Raw genomic sequence first — 23026 nt, forward strand, 5'->3', positions numbered from 1 at the left:
GCGCAAACGCGGGGCGGCGCACCGAAGTACTGGGCCATGACGTCACGGATGGCGTCGCCGTGCTGACCCTGCTCGAAGCGCCGGTGCGTGCGATCATCGAGAGCGACGCCTTCATCATCCGTGCGGGCTGCGACAAGCGCATGGAGACCTGCGGCGCCAAGTTCGCCAACACCGTCAATTTCCGCGGCTTCCCGCACATCCCCGGCCAAGACTCGGTGCTGCGCTACGCCACCAAGGATGGCGGCCACGAGGGAGGCGTACTGTGACGCAACCCCTCGCATTGGCCGACCCCGCGCGCGTCATCGCCATCGCGCGGGCCTGGCTGGGCACGCCGTACCACGACCAGGCGAGTTTGCGCGGCGTCGGCTGCGACTGCCTCGGGCTCGCCCGCGGCGTCTGGCGCGAGGTCGTCGGCCCCGAGCCGTTTCCGATCCCGGCCTACAGTCGCGACTGGGGCGAGACAGGGCCGCGCGAGGTTCTGGCCGAGGGGGCGCGTCGCATGATGATCGAGGTGGAACCGGCGGCGGCCGGGCCCGGCGCGCTGGTCCTCTTCCGCATGAAGCCACACGCGATCGCCAAGCATGTCGGGATCCTTACCGGACCCGACACCTTCCTCCACGCCTATGAGCGGCTCGGCGTGATCGAGGAACCGCTCACGCCATCCTGGCGGCGACGCATCGCCTTCGCCTTCCTGTTCCCGCAACGCTGAGACCCCGGACATGGCCACCCTCGTTCTCGGTGCCGCTGGCGCCGCCATTGGCGGTTCGATCGGCGGCGCGATCCTCGGCGTCAGCGCCGCGACCATCGGCGGTTTCATCGGCTCCAGCATCGGCTCGGTCGTCGACAGCTGGATCATTTCGTCGCTGGCGCCGACGCAGCGCATCGAGGGCGCGCGGCTCGACACGCTGCGCATCACCTCGGCCACCGAAGGCGCGGTGATCCCGCGGCTCTATGGGCGCATGCGGATGGGCGGCAACATCATCTGGGCGACCGATTTTCGCGAGGAGACGAAGACCACTACCCAAGGCGGCGGCAAGGGCGGCGGGGGCGGCAAGGTCAAGACGACCGAGTATCTCTACTACGCCTCCTTCGCCGTGGCGCTCTGCGAGGGGCCGATCACCGGCATCGGCCGCATCTGGGCCGACGGCAAGCCGATGGACCTCTCCGGCCTCACCTGGCGCTGGTATCCCGGCGACGAGACGCAGACGGCGGACCCGTTCATCGCCGCAAAGATGGGCACAGCCAGCACTCCTGCCTATCGGGGCACGGCCTACGTGGTCTTCGAGGAACTCGCGCTCTCCACCTACGGCAACCGCCTGCCGCAGCTCTCGTTCGAGGTGTTCCGGCCTCTCGCCGATCCCGACACCGCCGAGGGGCTGACCCGCGCCGTCACCATGATTCCGGCCTCGGGCGAGTTCACCTACGCCACGCAGGCCATCCGCAAGACCGATGGCGGCGCGACGGTGCCCGAGAACCTGAACGCGCTGGCCGACTCCACCGACATGGTGGAGGCGCTCGACCGGCTGCAGGCGATGGCGCCTGCGGTCGAGAGCGTCAGCCTCGTCGTCGCCTGGTTCGGCGACGATCTGCGCGCGGGATCCTGCAAGGTGCGGCCGGGCGTCGAGGTGTCGGCCAAGTCGACCACGCCTGCCAGCTGGTCAGTCAATGGCGTGAGCCGCGCGAGCGCCTTCCTCGTGAGCCGCGACGATCAGGATCGCCCGGTCTACGGCGGCACGCCGTCCGACTTCGCCGTGGTGCAGGCGATCCAGGAGATGAAGGCCCGCGGGCTGCGCGTCACCTTCTATCCGTTCATCCTGATGGACGTGCCGCAGGGCAACACGCTGCCGAACCCCTATTCCGACAACGCCGCCGAGGTGGGCCAGCCCGTGTTCCCATGGCGGGGGCGGATCACCTGTTCTCCCGCGGCGGGTTTCACGGGGACCGTAGACAAGACCGCCACGGCCGCAAGCCAAGTCGCGGCGCTGTTTGGCGCGGCGACGCCCGCGAGCTTCAGCGTCTCAGGCGAGAGCGTCAGCTGGACCGGGCCATCCGGCGACTGGGGCCTGCGCCGAATGGTGCTGCACTACGCCCATCTCTGTGCCGCGGCGGGTGGGGTGGACGCGTTCCTGATCGGCACCGAGATGCCGGGGCTGACGACGATCCGCTCGGGCGCCAGCACCTATCCGGCGGTGCAGGCGTATCGGGATCTGCTCGCGGATGTGCGCTCGATCCTCGGGTCCGGCACCAGGATCGGTTATGCTGCGGACTGGTCGGAGTATTTCGGGCACCAGCCGGGCGACGGCAGCGGCGACGTGTTCTTTCACCTCGATCCGCTCTGGGCCGACCCGGAGATCGATTTCGCGGGATCGACAACTACATGCCGCTGTCGGACTGGCGCGACGGCTTCGAGCATGCGGACGCGGCTGAAGGCTGGCCCGCGATCTACGACCGGGCCTACCTGCAGGCGAACATCGTCGGCGGCGAGGGCTTCGACTGGTTCTACGCCAGCGCAGCCGACCGCTCCGCGCAGGTCCGGATGCCCATCACCGACGGTGCGGCGGGCAAGCCGTGGGTCTTCCGCTACAAGGATCTGCGCGCCTGGTGGTCGAACCCGCACTACGACCGCCCCGCTGGCGTGGAGAGCGGGACGCCGACGGCGTGGGCGCCTCAGTCCAAACCGATCTGGTTCACCGAATTGGGCTGTCCCGCCATCGACCGGGGGACCAACCAGCCCAACGTCTTCTTCGACCCGAAGTCCTCCGAGAGCTTCACGCCGCATTTCTCGCGGGGCTGGCGCGATGACGCCATCCAGCGCGCCTATCTCGAGGCGACGTACCTCTGGTGGGGCGAGGCCGCGAACAACCCGGTGTCCTCGGTCTACGGCGGCCGGATGGTGCATGCACCGGAATGCGCCGCCTGGACCTGGGACGCACGGCCCTATCCGTTCTTTCCGGCGCTGACCGACGTCTGGACCGACGGCGCGAACTGGCGGCTCGGGCACTGGCTGACCGGTCGGCTCGGCGCGGTGTCGCTGGCGGCACTGGTCCGGCACCTCTGCCTGCGCGCCGGGCTGCCCGAAGATCGCATCGACGTCACCGGCCTCTGGGGCGCGGTCGAGGGCTACGCCATCACGGCGCTGGAGAGTCCGCGCGCGTCGATCACCACGCTGTCGCGCCACTTCGGCTTCGACGCGGTGGAGACCGAGGGCGTGATCCGTTTCATCATGCGTGGCCGGGCCTCCGTCGCCACCCTCGCGCCCGACGATCTGGTGGCGGCCCGAGAGGGCGACGTGCTGGAACTGACGCGCGGCCAGGAGACCGAACTGCCGCAGGCGCTGAAGTGGCAGGTCGCCCGCGCCGACGAGGATTACGACGCGGCCCTCGTCGAGGCGCGGCGGATCACGGTCGACACGACCCGGATCGCCTCGGAGAGCTTCCCGATGGCGGTGCCGCCCGAGGAAGCCGAGCGCCGCTGCCGCCGCGCGCTGATGGAGGCGTGGGTCGGCCGCGAGACGGCGGCGTTCCGTCTGCCGCCGTCGCACTTGGCGCTCGATCCGACCGATGCGATCCGGCTGGCGCATGACGGGCGGCTGGTCGATCTGCGGCTCGTCTCCATCGCCGACGCCGAGGCGCGCGGGATCGAGGCGGTGTTCCAGGACCGGGCGACCTACGACCTGCCGCCCGGCGATCCCCCCGCGGCCTCGCTGACGCGGGCCGTGGTGTTCGGCGCGCCAGACGCGGTGCTGATGGACCTGCCGCAGCTGACCGAGGACCAGCCCGCGCATCGGCCGCTGGTCGCCGCGCACGCGGTTCCCTGGCCGGGTGAGATGGCGGTGTTCCGCAGCCCCTCGACCGATGGCTTTGAGCTGCTGACCACGTTAGGCAGCCGCGCCCGGATCGGGGCTCTGGTCTCGGACTTTTACGCGGGGCCGACGTCGCGCTTCGACCTCGGCAATGCGCTGGTGGTCGATCTGCTGACCGGAACGCTGGAGAGCGTGACCGACCTGACGCTGTTCGGCGGCGCCAACGCGCTGGCAGTGGAAAGTGCCACTGGCCAGTGGGAGATCGTGCAGGCAGGCGCGGCGGACCTGCTCGCGCCCGGCCGGTATCGCCTGACCCGGCTCCTGCGCGGCCAGCGCGGGACCGAGGCCGCCATCGGCAACCCGGCGCCCGCTGGCGCGCGGGTGGTAGTGCTGGACGCCGCGCTGGCGTTCCTGCCGATCGCCGAGGCCGATCTCGGGCTCCCCTGGAACTGGCGCATCGGCCCGGCGAGCCGCCCGGTCAGCGACGAGACCTATGTGGCGCAGAGCTTCACGCCGACCGGGCGCGGCCTTGTGCCCTTTGCCCCGGTTCATGTCGAACAACCATGGCGCGCGGCGCGCAACCCGGGCGATCTGATCCTCCGCTGGACGCGGCGGTCGCGCGCGCTGGTGGCCGATGCCTGGGAACAGGTCGAGGTGCCGCTGGCTGAGGATTCTGAGAGCTACGACATCCAGATCATCGACGGGGCCTTGGTCAAGAGGACGCTCACCAGCATCACGACCTCCGTCCTCTACACCGCCGCCCAGCAGACCGCCGATTGGGGCACGCCGCTTGGCCCCGGTCAGACGCTGGCGATCCGCATCTACCAGCTCTCGAACCGCCTCGGCCGCGGCACGCCCGCGACTGTGACCCTCTTGTTCTGAAGGGACGACCCATGTCCGACACCACGACCCATCTGGGACTGCCGTATCTGCTGGCGGCTCAGGCGCAGAAGCATGTCACCCACAATGAGGCCCTGCGCCTCTTGGACGCCATGGTGCAGCTGTCGGTGCTCGACCGCACGCGCACCGCGCCGCCAGCGAGCCCCGCCGATGGGGACCGGCATCTGGTGGCCTCGGGAGCCACCGGCCTCTGGGCCGGTTGGGACCTGAACATCGCCTTCTGGATCGATGGCGCGTGGATCCGCCTCGTGTCGCGCCCCGGTTGGATCACTTGGATCGCGGCCGAGGGGCTGTTCCTCGTCTGGACCGGCGCGGCCTGGGAGGTGGTGGGCGAGCCCCGCGACGTGTCCGATGCGGTGTTCAGCCTGGTGAACGATGCGGATCCCACGAAGAAGGCCACCTTCTCGCTGGCAGGGATCAGCGCAGGGACCACCCGCAGCTTCACCCTGCCGAACACCTCCTCGGAGCTGGCGATCCTGGCGGGCACCCAGACCTTCACCGGCAACAAGACCTTCTCGGGCTCACTGACCGCCTCAGGCACGGTCACGGTCGCCGCCGCGACCGCAACCATCGGCACGGCGACGGGCACCGCGACCTATGGGCTGGGCACCGGCGCGACGACGACCGGGGTCACAAAGACCGTGAACATCGGAGTCGGCGGCGCGTCCGGATCGACCACCGTCGTCAACATCGGCTCGGCCACCTCGGGCGCAAACGGTACGACGGTCATCAATACGCCGACCGTGACCTTCGCCAATGCCGTGACGCAGGTCGGCATGCCCCAGGCCAACCTCAGCGCGCAGCTGCTGGGCCTCGGCGGGGCGACGGCCGACAGCTATAACCGGCTGTCCGTGAACACCCCCGCAGTGCTTCTGAACAACGCCGGCGCGGGTATCGAGGCGACAGTGAACAAGGCCGCCCCGGCGAACGACGCCGCCTTCGCCTTCAAGACCGGGTTTTCGGCCCGAGCGTTGATCGGTCTCCTCGGCAATGACGACTTCAGCTTCAAGGTCAGCCCCGATGGCTCGGCCTTCTATGACGCCATCCGCGTCGACCGCAGCAGCGGCCAAGTGGAACTGCCGCAGCCCACGGTCCTGCCCGGCCTCAATGCAGCGCCGACCCCACCTTCCGCAGGCAAGGCGGCGATCTATGCCCGCAACCGGGCCGGAGCGCCGTGGATCGATGTCATGCGTCCGTCCGGCCGCGACTTCGCGCTGCAGCCGCATTTCGGGGTGAACCGGATCGCCAACTGGTCACCCTCGACCGGCACCACGATCAACAGCGAGGGCCTGCCCATCACGTCCGTCGGCACCGTCTCGCACCCGACGCTGGCCGCCACGAACCTCGCCGCCTCGATGCGCCGCTGGCGCCTGACTTCGGCGGCGGTGGTGGATTCGGCCGCCGACCAGCGATCAGCAGGCTGGGCCTGCTGGCGCGGCAATGCGGCGGGGCTGGGCGGCTGGACTTTCGTCACGCGGATTTCGCTCACGACGCTGCAGGCGACCGGCATGGGCTTCTTCGGCCTCTACGGCTCCACCGCCGCGCTGGCGACCACCCTGACGCTGGCCGCCGCCATCAACTGCATCGGCATCGGCTTCCAGCGTGGCACCCACACCCGTTGGCAGCTGGTCGCGAACGACGGCACCGGCGCACCGACACTCACCGACATGGGCGCGTCCTTCTCCATCGCCACGGGCGGGGTACTGACGCTGCTCATCGCGGCACCGCCGAACGGCAGTTCCGTCTGGGTGCGGGTGGTTGACGAGGTGTCCGGCGCTGTGTTCGAGCAGGAGATCACCGCCGACCTGCCTGCAAACACGCAGTTCCTTTCGCCGCGCCTCTTTCTCAATACAGGCACGACAGCCGCCGCGGTCGCCTATGACTGTGCCGGGGTCTATGTCGAGACGGACTTTTGATCTGCAGGCATGAACGCCAGCGTGTGTGAATGCCGGGCCGGGCGGCATCGCATCGGGAAGCGCCAGACGCCTCGACCGGAGCGACACGCCCGGCCCGGATCACAGGTTCACAGATTCAAAGAGCGGCAGGGATTCGCTGCGCCGGAATGGTGGCACGGCAATGCCACATCTGTCCCGTGCGGCGATGGGCACAATTGTGCACCCTGCACCTTCTAGGCTTCACCGATGCCAGCAGTGACAAGTTGTGAACTTGTCGCGCCAAGCAGCTCAGTCAATTGCAGCCGATTCAGCCCCAATACCCACGACCAGACCATTGGATTGCTGCTCGCTGCAGCGGCGGGGCAAGCAGCGCGAGCAGCACCCCGACAGCGTGCAGGGATCTCGGCCGGCGTAGTGCTGGCGCTGCTGACCGGCATCATCATCAAGTTCAAGATCTTCGACGGCGGCCGGGAGTCGCGCTCAGTCCCCGGCCGACGACTGGCGCCGGAGAGATCCCCGGCGCCGATTGCTCAACGGCTCATCCGCCGTAGACGATGCCATTCGGACGATCGCCGACCGGCACCGTGCTCACCACTTCCTGCCTCTCGACGTCGATGATCGACACGCTGTCATCGGCGATGTTGGTCACGAACACCAAGGCACCGTCCGCCGATGCCGAGACGCCATGTGCGCCGCCACCGGTGGTGAGGGTTTTCACCACCTGACCCGTCGCGGTGTCGATCACGGACACGGTGTCGTTCGGCTCCGCGTCGGTGCCCTGGTTGGCCACATAGACATAGGCTCCGTCCGGGGTCGCGAACATCTGGATCGGATTCGGCCCGACATCGATCCTGTCCGTCACCTCGCGGGTAGAGGTGTCGATGACCGCCACACGGTTTTCGTCCCGAAGCGAGACGTAGACCTGAGCGCCCGAAGGCGTGAAGCCGACCTGGACCGGCGCTGCGCCCACCGGAATGCGCGCAACCTCGGAGAGCGCCTGCGTGTCGATGACGGACACGGATCCGTCCTCGACATTGGCCACATAGAGCTCGGTTTCATCCGGGCTAAGCCGCAGGCCGTGCGGATAGTCGCCCGTCGCAATGCGCCCGATGACCTCGGCCTTTTCGAGATCAACCACCGCGATCTCGTCGCCGCCCGACAGCGCGACAAACGCGCGCCCCAGCCGGTCCGCAACAACATGCGCCGGGTGGGAGCCCACGGCGACGGTCGCCTTGGGCACGGCGATGTTCTGCGGATCGAAAATGACCAGCAGACCCTCGGCCGCGCCTTCCGCGCCATGCCCGTGCCCGTCCGCGCCATGATCTCCGCCGGCAGCAGGCTCGCCAACCGCCAACAGCAGCTTGCCATCGGGGGTCAGATCGACGTTGTGAGGAGCGACCGGGATCGAGACGGTGTCGACCGCTCCGGTGCCGAGGTCGATGGCGCTGATCGAGTTGCCGCCTTCATTGGCGGAATAGACGGTTCCACCTGTCTGACCCAAGGGTGCCGACGCCTCGCCGGCATTCGCCGTCAGCCAGGCCTGCATTTCGGCGATCTCGCGCTCCTGCGCCGCGATGATCTGGGCGGCCCATTCTTTCGTTTGCGGATCGTCCCCATATTGCTGGACGATCCTGGCCATGTCGATCGCACCCAGATGATGCGGGATCATGCCCCGGACGAAGGCGACATCCGGATCGTCGGCCATGACGCCGTCCATCATCGGTCCGTGCATCGGCTCTGTTGCACAAAGGGCCTGAGGGGATTCATCTTGCGAATCCAGTATGGTAGCCGGGCGGCATGAGCCGACCGACGCCCCCGACCTACAAGACCCGGAACTGGCCAGCCTACAACGAGGCGCTGAAGCGCCGCGGGTCGCTCACGATCTGGTTCGACCCTGCGATGACCTGGGAGGCCACCCCCACGGGAAAGCGCGGGCGGCAGCCCAGCTACAGTGACGCCGCGATCCAGACCTGCCTGACGATGAAGGTGCTGTTCGGCATGGCGCTCCGGCAGACAACAGGCTTCGTTGAGAGCCTGCTCCGACTGATCGGGCTGGACTGGAAGGTGCCCGACTTCAGCACGTTGTGTCGTCGCCAGAAGGCGTTGAAGGTCAACATCCCCTATCGCGGCTCGCAAGGTCCGTTGCACCTCTTGGTCGACAGCACGGGGATCAAGGTCGCAGGTGAAGGGGAGTGGAACGCGCGCAAGCACGGCGGCCCGAAGCGCCGCATCTGGCGCAAGATCCACATCGGGATCGACGAGCACACATTGGAGGTCCGGGCCATCGAGGTCACCAGCAGCGACGTGGGTGACGCGCCCATGCTGCCCGAGCTGCTGGACCAGATCCCCGCCGATCAGGAGATCGCCAGCGTCACCGCCGATGGGGCCTACGACACCCGCAAGTGCCATGACGCCATCGCCGAGCGCGGGGCCGCTGCCGTCATACCCCCGCGCCGGAATGCCAAGCCGTGGAAAGCCGCTACGGCTGGAGCGGTCGCCCGCAACGAAGCGCTGCGGGCCTCAAGATACCTCGGCCGTGCGCTCTGGCGACGATGGAGCGGCTACCACCGCCGAAGCCGCGCGGAGACCAAGATGAATTGCGTGAAACTCTTGGGCCAGCGCCTCATGGCTCGCGACTTCGATCGCCAGGTCGCCGAGCTCCATGTCCGTGTGGCCGTCCTGAACGGCTACACCGCCCTCGGCACACCCGTCACCGAGGCCGTGGCATAGGGCTGCCCAGGGAAAGGGGAACTCCGGCCATCAGGCCATTTGCGCAACAGAGCCCCGTGCATCGCATCCATGGCCTCGATATTGGCCCGAGTGAAGTCGGGAAGGCTTTCATTCGCCGGAGCCGCCTCGGCGTGCGGCGTGGCCATCATCCCGCCCTGCATCATCTGCTGCATCGCGCCCATGCATTCAGGAGTCATGGCCTGCATAATGGCCCGGCACTGCTCGGGCATCATCCCTTGCATGCCGGTCATGCCCTGCATGTGGGGCATGTGGCCTGTGGGAGGCGTCGGCGCGGGCACCTGCTCCGCCTGTGCGGGCGGGGTTGCCGGGTGGTGGGTGTCATGCTCGGCCTGAGCGAAGGCAGCGCCCGCCAGGCCGGAGAGGATGCTGGCGCAAAGGGCGATTACGGTTCGATTCATTGATTTCATCCTTTGGTTCCGAGAGCCCCGGCCCGGATTCGCGGACGCGGTTCTCCGTTCTGTTCGTCGGTTTCTCGGGTTGGCGCGGGGCGGCCGGAGACATCTCGGGATCTCCCGACAATTCCCGGCGCTCACGCCGCGATCAGACGGGGCGGCTTCAGGATTCCTGCGGGGGATCGCCCGCAGAAGTTACGGCGCAGACAGAGAAAAACCTCACTACTTGCGGATACGCCCAACGCCGGCGGCTCGACGGGAACGGCGGCGATCAGACAGGCTTGGCAGCAGTCCACCAGACTGACGCCGCTGTCAGCACTGACGCAGCCAGCAGTTGAACCAGCGCCATGGTCAACCAGCATGTGATGCTGGGTGCAGTGGCCTGCCGTGGCGGCGCTCTGTTGCTGGTGGATGGCGTGTCCGGCTGGGCCGGCATGTGCCGGCGCCTGCAGAACCAGGGCGCCGATGGCAAGCAGCAGGATGCAGACTGCAACCTGGCGCAATCGGCCATACCCCGCCCGAAAAGCAACTCGTGCACGCTCGCTCATGCGCCACCTGCCTTCTCGGTGCCCCGCGAGACCGATGCGTTGCCGCGTTCCCGCCGCGCGCCACCAGCCGTGACGAGACCGCTCCGCTGACGGAGGCAAGTCGCCTCGGCCAGGTGCTGCTTTCGATCATGCGCAAGCTGGGCGGTCATGTCGGGCCTGCCTGTGTCAGATTTCCCGTGAACCGAGGAAGCGCCCGAAGCTGCGGGTGGTCTGGCCGAACAGGAACGCTTCGTAGGGTTCGGGATCCACGCCCGGAAAATCCATGCCAGGCGAACCGGCGGGCATGCCGGGAACGGCCAGCCCTGTCGCCTCGGGCCGCTCGGACAGAAGGCGGCGGATTGCTTCGGCGGGGACATGGCCCTCGACCACATAGCCGCCCACCTCGGCGGTGTGGCACGATGCCAGATCGGCCGGCACGCCGAGGCGTTGCTTGAGGCTGTCCATGTCGGCGGACTCCACCACCCGCACAGGGAACCCCGCCGCCTCGATATGCGCGACCCAGCCGTCACAGCAGCCGCAGGACGGATCCTTGCTGACGCTCACCAGCGGCAGCGCTTCGGCATGTCCCCGCCCCGGCATCGACATCAGCAAGGGCAGCACTCCGACAGCGGCCAGAATGGTGCGCCGGCTAATGTTGTGATCGTTTCTCATCGTCAAACCTCGTTTCATGGATTGCATTGTCTCGCCGTCACGGTCGGGGCGCGACGCACGAAGGGGTGAGCAGGTACGCATCTGCCGCGGCACGACGTCGGCATGTGCGTGCGCGGGTTCGGCTGTTGATGCCGCACGGCGATCACAGCTTCACCCTCCGCAGCCGGGCGGCATTGGCGATCACGCTGACCGAGGACAGCGCCATGGCGGCAGCGGCGATGATCGGCGACAGCAGGATGCCTAAGAACGGATAGAGCACCCCCGCCGCGACCGGCACGCCAAGCGCGTTGTAGATGAAGGCGAAGAACAGGTTCTGGCGAATGTTGCCCATGACCGCTTCCGACAGCCGGCGGGCGCGGACGATACCGTTGAGATCGCCCTTGAGCAGGGTGACGCCAGCGCTTTCCATCGCCACATCGGTGCCGGTGCCCATGGCGATGCCGACATCGGCGGCAGCCAGCGCCGGCGCGTCGTTGACGCCGTCGCCGGCCATCGCCACCACCTCGCCCGCCGCCTTGTGCCGCGCGACGACCGCGCTTTTCTGATCGGGGAGAACCTCGGCTTCGATTTCGTCGATGCCGAGCCGGCGGGCGACGGCCTTCGCCGTCGTCCAGTTGTCCCCCGTCAGCATGACCACACGGATGCCTTGCGCCTTGAGCGCGGCCAGCGCCTCGGGCGTCGAGGGCTTGACTGGATCGGCGATGGCAAAGATTGCCGCGACGCGACCATCGACGCCCATGAAGATCGCGGTCGCCCCGTCCTCGCGCAGCCGGTCGGCCTCATCGGCCAGCGGCGCGACATCGACCCCATGTTCGGCGAGGAATTTTGCGTTGCCAAGCGCGATGCGCTTGCCCTCGACCGTGCCATAGGCGCCCTTGCCGGTGGGCGAATCGAAATCCGCGACCGGCGCGGCCGCGATCCCGCGTTCGTCCGCCGCGCGAACGATGGCAAGCGCGAGGGGATGCTCGCTCGCGCGTTCGACGCTGGCGGCAAGGCGCAGCGCCTCACCTTCGGTAAAGCCCGCCGCCGGCACGATGGCGGTGACGGCGGGCCGGCCCTCGGTCAAGGTTCCGGTCTTGTCGACGATGATGGTGTTGACCTTCTCCATGTGCTCCAGCGCCTCGGCGTTCTTGATCAGCACCCCCGCCTGCGCGCCGCGCCCGACGCCCACCATGATCGACATCGGCGTCGCCAGCCCCAGCGCGCAGGGGCAGGCAATGATCAGGACCGAGACCGCCGCGATGAGACCGAAGGAGAAGCGCGGCTCCGGCCCCCAGATCGACCAGGCGACGAAGGCGAGGATGGCGACCAGGATCACCGCCGGCACGAACCAGCCGGAGACCTGATCGGCGAGGCGCTGGATCGGTGCGCGGCTTCGCTGCGCCTCGGCGACGAGCTGGACGATCTGCGACAGCATGGTGTCGCGGCCGACCTTCTTCGCCTCGATCACCAGCGCGCCCGACTGGTTCATGGTGCCGCCGATGACCTTGGCGCCGACCTCCTTGGTCACCGGCATCGACTCGCCCGTCACCATCGATTCATCGACGGCGCTGCGGCCCTCCAGCACCTCGCCATCGACGGGCACTTTCTCGCCGGGACGCACCCGCAGGCGGTCGCCGACCTGCACACTGTCGAGCTGAACTTCCTCCTCGGTGCCGTCGTCACGAATGATCCGGGCGGTCTTGGGGGCAAGGTCCAGGAGCGCGCGGATCGCGCCGCTGGTGCTCTCGCGCGCGCGCAGTTCCAGCACCTGCCCGAGCAGGACTAGGACGGTGATGACCGCCGCCGCCTCGAAATAGACCGCGACCGAGCCGTCGTGCTCTCGGAAGGCGTCGGGAAAGATGCCGGGCGCCAGCGTGGCGACGACGCTGTAGATCCACGCCGCCCCGGTGCCCATGGCGATCAGGGTGAACATGTTGAGGCTGCGGTTGACCAGCGACTGCCAGCCGCGCTGGAAGAACGGCCAACCAGCCCATAGCACGACCGGCGTTGCGAGGATCAGTTGCAACCAGTTCGAGGTCAGTTGGCCGATATAGTGAGTCAGGCCAAGAAAATGGCCGCCCATTTCGAGGATCACCACTGGAATCGTCAGCGCCAGCCCGATCCAGAACCGGCGCGTCATGTCGATCAGTTCCTCATTGGGTCCGGCCTCCAGGCTGACCAGCACCGGCTCCAGCGCCATGCCGCAGATCGGGCATGACCCCGGTCCGACCTGGCGGATCTCGGGGTGCATCGGGCAGGTGTAGATCGTCCCCTCCGGAACCGGCTCGGCCTTCTCGGTCGCCGGTTCCGGATCCAGATAGCGGTCCGGGTCTGCCAAGAACTTCGTTCGGCATCCGGCCGAGCAGAAGTAATAGGGCCGGCCGCCATGCTCGGCCTTGTGCGCGGTCGTGTGGGGATCGACCATCATGCCGCAGACCGGGTCCTTGACCTTGTGGGCTGTGTCCGGCGCGGCGGCCGCATGGTCTTGCGCGTGATCGTGCACATGCCCGTGGGTCGAACGAGCGTGCGCATGTTTCTGGTGATCGTGTTCGGTCTTGCTGGTCATTTCCACGCCTCCTCGGCGTTTCATCCTGAGCTTGCGTTTCACCTGTTCTGCGCTTTCCAACCGCTGGAAGGTCAAGAGGCGATCGGGAAGCTTGAAATATTGCCCGTTGCAGGTTCTCCGCCGAGGGGCGCTGACATGCGGCGCCCTCGGCCTTGCGCGGTCATGTGCTGACCGCGAACTCGGTCATCATGCCGCTGGCCAGATGCGGCATGTGGTGGCAGTGCAGCATCCAGCGTGCCGCCTCGCCTGCGTCGAGCGCGATATCGACCATCGACATCGGCGGCACATAAACGGTGTCGCGCCGGGCACCCGCGACGCGCCGTCCGTTCAGGCCGACGACCTGGAACACATGGCCGTGCAGGTGCATCGGGTGCCCCATCATCGACATGTTGTGGAAGGACAGCACCCCCCGCTCGCCCGACTTCGCAGTGACCCGCCTGTGCTCACCCCAGGTGGCGCCGTTGATCGTCCAGACATAGGGCTGCATCTGGCCATCCAGCATCAGTATCTGGCTGCGATCGACCGGACGCTCGGTCAGCGGATCGGCAGCCATCAGCCGCGACTCCTGTGCCAGATCGGTGTCAAAGGCGGGGGTATCGGTGTCGGCGAGGCTCTCGACGCGCCGAACTGCGGCCCCCGGCGTAGCGAGGATCAGGCCGGTGCGTTCGCGTGCGCCTTCCCTCAGCGCCAGAATCGGCCAGGCGCCGCCTTCGGCTGGCAAGTCGATGTCGAGGTCCAGGCGCTGCCCCATGGCAAGACCGAAGCGATTGCCCGCGACGGGCTGCACCGGATGCCCGTCCACGGCGATCAGCCGCGCCCGGGCGGCGCCGGTGTCGATCCAGAACACCGTCGCGGCGGCGGCGTTGATGACGCGCAGCCGTACCCTCCCGCCGCGCTCCACCGCCACCACCTCCGGGTCGGCAAGCGTGCGGTCATTGGCGAGATAGGCGTCCCAGTCGTAATCGTTCAGGTCCATGGCCATGCCGCCTATCGCCATGCCGCCCATGGAGCCGTGGTCCATCCGCTGCATCGCGCCCATGCCCATCATGCCGGACCCCATGGCCTGCATCCCGTCGCCGTGCCCCCCGTGGCTGCCGCCACCGCCGGCGCCGATCTCCACCAGCACCTCCTCGGGGGTCTTGAACGAGAAATCGTGCAGGAACAGCACGACCTCCTGCCGGTCGGCGGTCAGATCCTCGGGAGCGCGCACGATCAGTGGAGCGGCCAGCAGTTGCATTTCCTGCAGCGGAACATGACTGTGCATCCAGAAGGTGCCGGGCAGCGGGGCGAAATCGAAGGACCGCGTCTCACCCGGCGCGATGAGCGGCAGCGGCATGTCGGGCACGCCATCCTGGGCATTGGGCGGGATCTGCCCGTGCCAATGGATTATGGTCGGGACGTCGAGATCATTCTTCAGATCGACCCGGAACCGCTGGCCGGGATCGAGGGTCAGCCCCTGACCGCCGGGGCCGGCAAGGCGAAGACCGTGGCCGCCCGCCCGCCGATGTCGAGCGTCCTGCGGGTTGCGGTCAAGGCGAGTGGGGCCGCCTCGGCATAGGCGGCACGGGGAAGATGGGCGGCTGCCAGCACGGCAGCGCCTGCGGCCAGAAAGCCGCGACGGGTAAGATTGTTCATGTTCGTCTCCTCGGGACTGCCGTCCCGCATGTCAGGTCCGATGGGCCGCCGCGGGCGAGGGCCCGGGGCGAGATCAAAGGAGACGGATCTTGGGAGGTCGTTCGTTCAGGCCCGGACCCTGCCCGGGAGCATCCATGTCAACCGGCAGGGTATGGGCGGCGCGCGGGCGATCCTCGATTGCCGCGTCCGGAACAGACGCGATGACGCCGGGTACACCGGCACAGGCCATGGCACAGGCGGCGGCATCGCTGGTGCCGCAATCCGATCCCGTTCCGCAATCGGCGCTGCCGGTATCTGGCTTCACCATCATGTGGCTGTCATGGGCGGCCGCCATCGTGCCATCCAGCATCGTGCGCGCCGCATGCGCCGCCGTCATCGCCGTGACGACGGCGAAAGACAGGACGACGAGAAGGGCGACGATGCGACCAAACATGCGACGAAGATAGGAAGACCGGTCGCAATTGTCCATTGCCGCCAATGCCGCAGGCTTGCGCCCACATGAACGAAATCGTGATGATCGTGATCCATGACGGAAGATTCGGAGGAGCGATTGCGCGGGATTTCCAGAACACATCTGGTATTTGTGATGGCAGTATCGCTCTCCCTTGCGCTCCTGTTCATCTGGCAATTCGGCAAGAAGCACGCGACAAGCGCTGACTCCACCAGGACGATCGAGGCCGGGCGCGGACTCTATGCCGATCACTGTGCATCGTGCCACGGGGCATCGCTGGAAGGACAGCCGGACTGGCAATCCCCGCTGCCCTCCGGCCGCCTGCCTGCACCACCACACGATGCCAGCGGCCACACCTGGCATCACCCCGACGAACTTCTGTTCCGCATCGTGAAGGAAGGCACCGCCGCTGTCGTCGGGGGCGGCTATGAAAGCGACATGCCCGGGTTTGCCCGTGTGCTGAGCGATGCGGAAATCCGGGCGGTTCTTGCCTTCATCAGGAGCACCTGGCCCGAACGTGAGCGTCGATATCAGAGTGAAGTTTCACGCCGGGACTGAAGGTCCGGGAGCAACGGCCCGGCAATATGGTCAGCGGGCTGACGCACTGATGGTTCCAAATGGAGTCGCTCTGGCGGATGCCCTCGGCGTCAAAGCCGTCAAGCTTTCTGCGGCTCGCTCTCGAACCACGGATCACGCCGCATCGCGCGTGTAGGAGGTAACGATGCCGCCGAGCTGGCGCCGGCAGCAGATCGGCCCGTCACGGGCGGGGCGGAAATCGACCTGAAGCACGTTGTTGCCGATCTCGCGCCCGCGATGCGGGCGCTCGACATTGTAATGGCGCACCCAGGTGCGCAGGATATAGTCGAGCTGCGACCGGCTGAAGCAGACGAAGAAATCCAGGCATTCGCGCTTGATGGTGCCGATGAAGGATTCCGCGAAGGCATTGGCGTTCGGCGCCCGGTGCGGGATCTGGATGACCCGGGCAGCTTCCGACGCCCAGACGGCATCGAAGCTGGCGCTGAACTTGGTGTCGGCGTCGCGGATCAGGAAATCCGGCGTGATCTCTTGGTCCGCGCACCACATCAGCGTATTGCGGGCCTGCTGGGTTACCCATACCGAGTCGGGGGCGTAGGTCGGGGTGCTGCAGAACACGCGGCGGCTGCCGAGATGGATGAAGATCAGCACATAGGCCGTCAGCGGCCCGCGGGCGGTAAGCACAGTCTTGGTGAAGAAGTCGCAGGCCACCATGCTTTCCATATGCGCCCTGACGAAGGTGGTCCACGGCAGGGCCGGCTTCTTCTTCCGCTTCTCGGGGCTGGGGTGGATGCCCGCCTCATCGAGGATGCGCTTGACCGAGTTGGCGCCGGCATAGAGCCCGAGCTTTTTCAGCTCCCCGGCGATCCGCTTGTAGCCCCAGAGGAGATTTTCCGAGCCGATGCGAATGACGACGTCGCGCAGCTCCTGCGTCAGGCGCGGCCTGCCCACGGCCTTGAAGGCGCGCCCATCACGCATCTGGGCAAGCCAGCGCTTGTAGGTCGCGGGCCTGGCCACCTCCATAAGCCCGTCGATATCGTGTCCGCACTCCGCCCCGATGCGCAGCAGCTCGGATTTCTCGGCGGGCGACAGGATGATCCTTTGCGCCGGGATGCGGGCCCGGAGAATATGGATCTGGGCCTTGAGCAGCCGCATCTGCGCGTTGTGCCGCGGCATGAAGAACCGGGCCAGGAAGACCAGAAGGAGGGAAAACGTCGAATTCATCTTGCCGGGCTCCACCACGGCGCTTAAAAAAATTGCCGTCATGTCAATGCGATGAGACGTGCCTACATTTTGGCACCCCTCTCAGGAAGGCCAAAAACGCGCGGGACGGGTGATGGCCGTCGTGAATCCACGGCGCGCCGCAGCGGGCAGGTCAGTCGATCTCTCCATGAAGCCATAATAGCCCCGATCATCCGTTTCGCTGCCAGTCGCGCCTGAACCAGATGACCATTCAAACCATCACCAGCGTCATATAAAACAATGGCTTATATGGCAGAGAAGGTTCGACGTCAGACCCATCCCCTCCGGGACTTGGGGACGGTGCGCGTCACCTCGGCCTCCTTCTTCTGCCCTTCGGGGCTGTCGGCGAGGAGGTAATAGGGATAGCGCGCGCCCATCAGGCGGGAGCGGGCAAGGGCGATGGCAACGCGGCTGGTGTCGATGGTGATCCAGCGCCGCCCCCATTGTTCGGCGACATAGGCCGTGGTGCCAGAGCCGCAGGTGGGATCGAGCACCAGATCGCCTGGGTCGGTGGTCATCAGGATGCAGCGGGCGATAATCTTCTGGTTGGTCTGAACGACATAGATCTTGTCTGCAGTAAATGAACCGGTGCCAACATCAGTCCAGACATTGTTGATCGGCGCGACGTTGAAGTCATCCAGTCGCCTTATATACTGATAGGAGCCGTTCTTTGTCGCGTAGATGCGAGTAGAGTATTTAAGCCTTTGCATCCCGGTCGGATTTGTTTTCCAGCCACCTTTGCCCGGCCCAGACAAGACCCCGCGGTAGTCGACCTTGAAGGTGGCGCTTTCTGGAGAGCTTTGGCTTGTTAGGTTATCAGGGCGGAACAGCCCTGATCCTTCAGGCAATGTTGTATCACCAGTAAGTTCTTCAACGCTCGCAGCTCGGTCTAAACCGCTGAGGTCCATGATCCGCTTGTAAAGAAAAGCGGTCGTCATATTCGATTTCTCGAAATAAAGCTGTCGGTATTTGACCTTTGATTTGTCCCGTGCATACCAAAGAACTGTGTCGTAAACACTTGCAAGGGTCAGCGTCCCGCCGCTCGGGCTTCCCGCGCCACTCGTTGTCTTTAAGACAACTTGGCTAACGAAATTACCCTCCCCAAACACCTCATCCATCAGCGCCCGCACACGGTGGACGTTCTCGTCGCCGATCTGCACGAAGATGCTGCCGCTCTCGGCCAACAGATCGCGCGCCACGGTCAGCCGGTCGCGCAGATAGGTCAGGTAGGAATGGATGCCGTCCTTCCAGGTGTCGCGAAAGGCGCGGACCTGTTCGGGTTCGCGCGTCACATGGGTGCGGTCGCCATCCTTCACATCGCGCGAGGTAGTGGACCACTGGAAGTTGGAGTTGAACCTGATGCCATAGGGCGGGTCGAAATAGATGCACTGCACCTGACCGCGCAGGCCTTCCCGCTCGGCGAGTGACGCCATCACCGACAGGCTGTCGCCCACGATCATCCGGTTCGACCAGTGCTGATCGTGCTGGTAGAACTCGGTCGCGGCCTCGGCATCGGGCAGACCGTTGAAATCGGCGAAGAGGTCGGGCTGCGGCGGCGCCTCGGCCGCGCGGCGGCGGGCGCTGTCGCGCCTCAGGTCGTCGATGATGACCTTGGGGTGGACCTTTTCCTGGATGTAGAGGGGGGGCGCCTGCACGATCAGGTCGGACCAGTCCTGTTCATCCTTGCCGCGCCAGACGAGCTGCGGGTCGAGGTCGCGGTTGCGGCGTTCGTAGGCGAGCTGAATGGGCGTCTTGTCCTGATCGCGCATCAGGCTTTCGAACTCCGCCGTCGGGATGTTCTTGCGCGTGGCGTCGTGGGTGAGGGTTTCGACCTCGATGGGTTTCTTGGCCATCACTCGATATCCTGTTCCTGCTCGACCTGGCCTGCGGCGGCGGTTCCCGGTTTGGCGAAGCCGCTTTGCAGCCCGTCGATATGTTCGAAAAGCTCCGGCGCGACGCTGCGCCACAACGGGTCGAGAATGACCTTCACCCCTTCGCGCCGCGCCAGCTTCGATGCCGGGACAAAGTCACTGTCGCCGGCGACGAGGATGATCGTATCCACTTGCCGCTTGAGCGTCAGCGAGGCGATGTCGGTGCCGATGCGCATGTCCACCGCCTTTTGTCGCAGGCCGGGGGTGAAATCGTCGTCGGCCAGATCGGCGACGGCGATCTCGCCTTTCAGCAGGCGTTTCTGGGCGTCCTCTCGAAGGATCCAGCCGCGTTCGCGCCGCACCTCGCCCAGGCGGACGGCCATATGCGACATGCGCCGCAGCCTGTCATGGAGGGCAAGCCGGAACTTCGCCTCGTCGCTGCGGGCGTAGTCGATGGACTTGCCCGAGACGGGGCGATGCTCTTTCCCGAGATAGGGTTTCGCGTCGTAGAAGAAAGAGCGGTAAAGCAGCGCGCGCTCGTGCGGCAGCTTCTCGATCCGGTTGCGGGATTTCAGGTGCGATGCGATCAGGCGGCGCAGCGCCCAGGCGACCGACTCGGGGTCGCCCGGCTTGGCCTGCTGGAACACGGTCGGCAGGCGCTTGAGGAAATAGCCGCCGTCTATGAGGATCGCCACCTTGCTCATGCGGTGGCCCCCAAAACGACGTAAGCCCCAAGGGGTCGGCTGCGTTCGTGATCGCTAGGAACACAGCGTACTGCCAAGGGGCGGATGCCCTTGTATGTAACTTTTCTTGCGAATCCGTCAACCGCGCAGCGCATCACGCAACCTCCCGAGACGCAAGACCGTCGATCAGCCTGGCGAACTCGGCCTCCATCTCGTAGACAGCCGTGAACTCGGCAAACTCCCAGCGCCCGAACTTGCCGAGGTTGTTGACGCCCGGCACCCAGTAGGCGCGCATGGTGTTCGCCTTGTCCTTCGCATCCTCGCCGCGGAAGCCCTTGATCTCGACGATCAGGTTCAGCGGGTCGGGCTTGCCGTCGTCGATGCGAACGATGAAGTCGGGCAGGTATTTGCGCGGGGTGGAGCCGGAGAGGTAGGGCACCTCGAGGCCAAGCCCCTGGTTCTTGACGTAGGACAGCACGCGGGGGTGGTTTTCGGCGACGCGGGCGAACTCGGCCTCCCAGTCGCTGTCGCAGACGACCCAGTTGACATGGGACTTGTCGGGGCGGGTCTGCCAGCGCAGCGCCTTGGACGTGGTGAAGTTGACGTAGGCGGTCGTGCCGGTGGGATTGTAGGCGTCGAGGATCGCCTTGATCTGGTTCTCGCCCTTCAGCGTTTCGGTGATGGCCGCCTTGATCCGCTCGGCCGCCATGTCGGCGATTTCCTTGTAGACCAGTTGTGCCGGATAGGTGCCGCCGGTGCATTTCAGGTAGCCGCCGTCCAGCCACTGGCGGGTAATGCGCTTCAGTTGGCCAAAAAGGTGCAGCTTCGGTTCTTCTCCGGGATCGCGGTACTTGGTGTAGAGAAGGTGCCGTGCCAGGTGGAACAGGATGGTGGACTGGCGCATGTCCTCCAGATGCTCGAGCGTCAGGTCCACGCCTTCGCCGATGATGCCCTGGTTGGTGGTGATGGAAGGGCCGAGCAGCTGCGGCGTCAGTTCCAGGACATGATCGGGACCGAAGTTGGCCTCGAGCCGTTCATCCGGCAGTTCGACCCGGTAGCCTTCGACGCGGGGGAAGGTGATTTCCAGCGCGTCGCGGTCGGGCTTGACCGCGTGGACGCGGACGGTCTCGCGAGGCGCCGCCGGGGGGGAGATCACCGGTTTCGCGGTGAAGTCGAAGGGGATGCCCAGAACATCGGCATATTCGACGTTGAACAGCCCCTCGTCGTTCAACTCGTAGGATTGGCGGCGCAGCGCGCGGCCGATCACCTGTTCGCAGAGAAGCTGCGTGCCGAAGGCGCGGACTCCAAGCACGTGAGTGACGGTGTTGGCATCCCACCCTTCGGTCAGCATGGAGACCGAGACCACACAGCGGATCTGTTCGCCCAAGCGCCCCTTCTTGCCGACGGTGTTCATGACCTCGCGCAGAAGGGTGGCTTCGTCGATCTTGTCGCCGGCTGTGATGTCGCCCGTCCGCTCGACCAGTTCGCGCTTGAACTGCTCGATTTCGACAGCCGCCATCTCGCGGAAGTCCTTGTCGAGTGCCTCGCCGGATTCCAGCTGCGCGCTGTCGATCAGGATCGTGTTCGGGCGAGCAAGACGATTGCCGAAGTCGTCATAGTTCCGGAAAAGGGCAAGGCGGCCATTCTCAAGGGTGGTCTTGGTGCCGTCGTCGCTGACCCGCTCAAAGCCCGAGATGTATTTGTAGATCAGTTCCGACGTCGCCGTGTTGTTGCAGACGACGATGAACACCGGCGGAACGCCGATCCCCTTGTCCTGCCAAAGCTGGAACGTCTTTTCGTAATGACCGTAAAGGGCTTCCAGAGCGGTCAGAAGCTCGACCGGCAGGCTGAACGGATCGAGCGCCTTGCCTGCCGCACGTCCCTTCTTGGGAAGCTTCTTGCCGATGTGGTCCCAGAGGTTGCGGAACTTGGGCGTGTCGCCGCCTGGCACGTTGTCGGCGATCGGCACGCGCGGCAGTTTCACGATCCCGCATTCAATGGCGTCCATCAGCGAGAAGTCGGACATCGTCCAGGGAAACAGCGTGCCCTCGATATATCCTGAGCCTCGAAGGAAGAATGGCGTGGCCGACAGGTCGTAGACGAGGCTGATGCCGAGCTTCCGCTTGACTGCTTCCAGACCGGAAATCCACAGTCGCGCAGCCTCGTTGTTCTCCTTGGCCTCGCTTTTCTCGTCACCTTTCAGATCGTCCTCGGTCTCGCCGACGGCGTCCTTCACCCTCTCGCGATAGCAGTGATGTGCTTCGTCGTTCAGAACGACGATGTTCTTCTGGCCCATCAGGTCGCCCATGACCCGCTGGATCATCTCGCCTTCGGTCTCCAGCGTCTGGACCTTTTCGCCGCGCCAGCCCTCCAGCGCCTGCCTTGTGCCTTTGGCGATCACCAGTTTCTCGCGCAGCTTGAAAGCGTGATAGTTGGTGATGACGATCTTCGCCGCCTGAATGTCGCGCAGCATGTCGGGCGGCGTGATCTCGCGCGAACGGTAGTAGTTTTCGGGGTCGTTCGGCAGCAGCACACGCAACCGGTCCCGGATGGTGATACCAGGCGAGACGATCAGGAAGCGACTGGAGAACTGCTTGCTGTTCGGGTGACGCACGGCGTTCACCGTCTGCCAGGCGATCAGCATCGCCATGACGGTGGTCTTGCCCGCCCCGGTCGCGAGCTTCAGCGCAATGCGCATCAGTTCGGGATTGGCCTGCTCGTTGGCCCCCTTGATGTGCGCCCAGAACTTGGCGACGCGCGGCCCCATCTTCGGGGCGACCTCGGTCAACCATATCGCGGTTTCAACGGCCTCGATCTGGCAGAAGAAGGGGCGGACGCCCTCGAACTTGTGGTGCCTCCAATGTTGCAGCAGCCGGGCTGTTTCCGGCGTCACCAGCCATTGGTCAGGGTTCGGAAGATTGCGCCACGTTTCGACATAACCCCGGACCTCGTTGATGATCGGGGTGGGGTTGTATTCTTGATCCGCAGTCGACAGATCGTCATCGGTCACGTCCGTCAAGCTGGTGTAAATTCCTGGATGGCCTGAGGGCATGATCAGGCGGCTTTCGTGGTTATGCTGAGAATGGGGTCGATCTCCTCCTTGTCGATCTCGGCGAAGGCCTC

General features: G+C 66.0%; 15 protein-coding genes and 2 pseudogenes. 6 read left to right on the forward strand and 11 right to left on the reverse strand.

The window, feature by feature from the left end; all coding sequences use genetic code 11:
- From RUTHE_RS16705 to RUTHE_RS13890, 4 genes and pseudogenes are all read left to right on the forward strand, one after another.
- On the forward strand, positions 1 to 266 hold a 266-nt coding region (locus tag RUTHE_RS16705; RefSeq protein WP_021099105.1), incomplete at its 5' end, for a phage BR0599 family protein.
- Positions 263 to 709 carry an NlpC/P60 family protein gene (locus tag RUTHE_RS13880; RefSeq protein WP_021099106.1) on the forward strand — a complete coding sequence of 149 codons (447 nt, stop codon included), beginning with the start codon at positions 263 to 265 and terminating at the stop codon, positions 707 to 709. The genes RUTHE_RS16705 and RUTHE_RS13880, both read left to right, overlap by 4 nt.
- 10 nt (positions 710 to 719) lie before the next feature.
- Positions 720 to 4684 (forward strand): annotated as a pseudogene (locus RUTHE_RS13885) (baseplate multidomain protein megatron).
- 11 nt (positions 4685 to 4695) lie between these two features.
- A complete protein-coding gene (locus tag RUTHE_RS13890; protein ID WP_021099108.1) occupies positions 4696 to 6618 on the forward strand; it encodes a DUF2793 domain-containing protein in 1923 nt (640 codons plus the stop codon).
- A 517-nt stretch (positions 6619 to 7135) separates the two neighbouring features.
- Here RUTHE_RS13890 and copM read toward each other — a convergent pair.
- Positions 7136 to 8329 carry a CopM family metallochaperone gene (copM, locus tag RUTHE_RS13895; RefSeq protein ID WP_425413951.1) on the reverse strand — a complete coding sequence of 398 codons (1194 nt, stop codon included), beginning with the start codon at positions 8327 to 8329 and terminating at the stop codon, positions 7136 to 7138.
- A gap of 65 nt (positions 8330 to 8394) precedes the next feature.
- On the opposite strand from copM, the gene RUTHE_RS13900 reads away from it, so the two are divergent.
- Complete coding sequence (locus RUTHE_RS13900; protein ID WP_021099110.1) at positions 8395 to 9327, forward strand: IS5 family transposase; 933 nt, start codon at positions 8395 to 8397, stop codon at positions 9325 to 9327.
- On the opposite strand, the gene RUTHE_RS13905 is transcribed toward RUTHE_RS13900, so the two are convergent.
- From RUTHE_RS13905 to RUTHE_RS13925, 6 genes and pseudogenes are all read right to left on the reverse strand, one after another.
- Positions 9285 to 9746 (reverse strand): hypothetical protein, encoded by a 462-nt coding sequence (locus RUTHE_RS13905; protein WP_021099111.1) that lies wholly within the window; start codon positions 9744 to 9746, stop codon positions 9285 to 9287. The genes RUTHE_RS13900 and RUTHE_RS13905 overlap by 43 nt on opposite strands.
- A 131-nt stretch (positions 9747 to 9877) precedes the next feature.
- Entirely contained in the window at positions 9878 to 10288 is a 411-nt protein-coding gene (locus tag RUTHE_RS16535) for a hypothetical protein (RefSeq protein ID WP_141658977.1), read from the reverse strand.
- A gap of 165 nt (positions 10289 to 10453) precedes the next feature.
- On the reverse strand, positions 10454 to 10939 hold the full coding sequence (locus tag RUTHE_RS13910) for a DUF411 domain-containing protein (protein WP_013654524.1): 486 nt from the start codon (positions 10937 to 10939) through the stop codon (positions 10454 to 10456).
- A gap of 142 nt (positions 10940 to 11081) precedes the next feature.
- Positions 11082 to 13487 (reverse strand): heavy metal translocating P-type ATPase, encoded by a 2406-nt coding sequence (locus RUTHE_RS13915; protein ID WP_021099112.1) that lies wholly within the window; start codon positions 13485 to 13487, stop codon positions 11082 to 11084.
- A gap of 160 nt (positions 13488 to 13647) precedes the next feature.
- Positions 13648 to 15122, reverse strand: a pseudogene (locus tag RUTHE_RS13920) (multicopper oxidase family protein).
- A 73-nt stretch (positions 15123 to 15195) separates the two neighbouring features.
- A complete protein-coding gene (locus tag RUTHE_RS13925; protein WP_041375645.1) occupies positions 15196 to 15555 on the reverse strand; it encodes a hypothetical protein in 360 nt (119 codons plus the stop codon).
- A gap of 153 nt (positions 15556 to 15708) precedes the next feature.
- On the opposite strand from RUTHE_RS13925, the gene RUTHE_RS13930 reads away from it, so the two are divergent.
- The gene (locus tag RUTHE_RS13930; RefSeq protein ID WP_141658980.1) at positions 15709 to 16131 is read left to right on the forward strand and encodes a c-type cytochrome; all 423 of its coding nucleotides are present in this window, start codon (positions 15709 to 15711) and stop codon (positions 16129 to 16131) included.
- A 132-nt stretch (positions 16132 to 16263) separates the two neighbouring features.
- On the opposite strand, the gene RUTHE_RS13935 is transcribed toward RUTHE_RS13930, so the two are convergent.
- From RUTHE_RS13935 to RUTHE_RS13950, 4 genes are all read right to left on the reverse strand, one after another.
- Positions 16264 to 17373 carry an integrase core domain-containing protein gene (locus RUTHE_RS13935; protein WP_245542253.1) on the reverse strand — a complete coding sequence of 370 codons (1110 nt, stop codon included), beginning with the start codon at positions 17371 to 17373 and terminating at the stop codon, positions 16264 to 16266.
- Between the two features lie 245 nt (positions 17374 to 17618).
- A complete protein-coding gene (locus RUTHE_RS13940) occupies positions 17619 to 19202 on the reverse strand; it encodes a site-specific DNA-methyltransferase (RefSeq protein ID WP_021099116.1) in 1584 nt (527 codons plus the stop codon).
- Positions 19202 to 19924, reverse strand: coding sequence for an NYN domain-containing protein (locus tag RUTHE_RS13945; RefSeq protein ID WP_021099117.1), 723 nt, complete (start codon positions 19922 to 19924; stop codon positions 19202 to 19204). Before RUTHE_RS13945 ends, RUTHE_RS13940 begins: the two co-directional genes overlap by 1 nt.
- Positions 19925 to 20057: 133 nt before the next feature.
- Positions 20058 to 22955, reverse strand: a complete 2898-nt coding sequence (locus RUTHE_RS13950; RefSeq protein WP_425413952.1) for a BPTD_3080 family restriction endonuclease — start codon at positions 22953 to 22955, stop codon at positions 20058 to 20060.
- Positions 22956 to 23026: the final 71 nt, after the last annotated feature.

Source organism: Rubellimicrobium thermophilum DSM 16684, assembly GCF_000442315.1.
In the GTDB taxonomy this organism is placed as follows: Bacteria; Pseudomonadota; Alphaproteobacteria; order Rhodobacterales; family Rhodobacteraceae; genus Rubellimicrobium; species Rubellimicrobium thermophilum.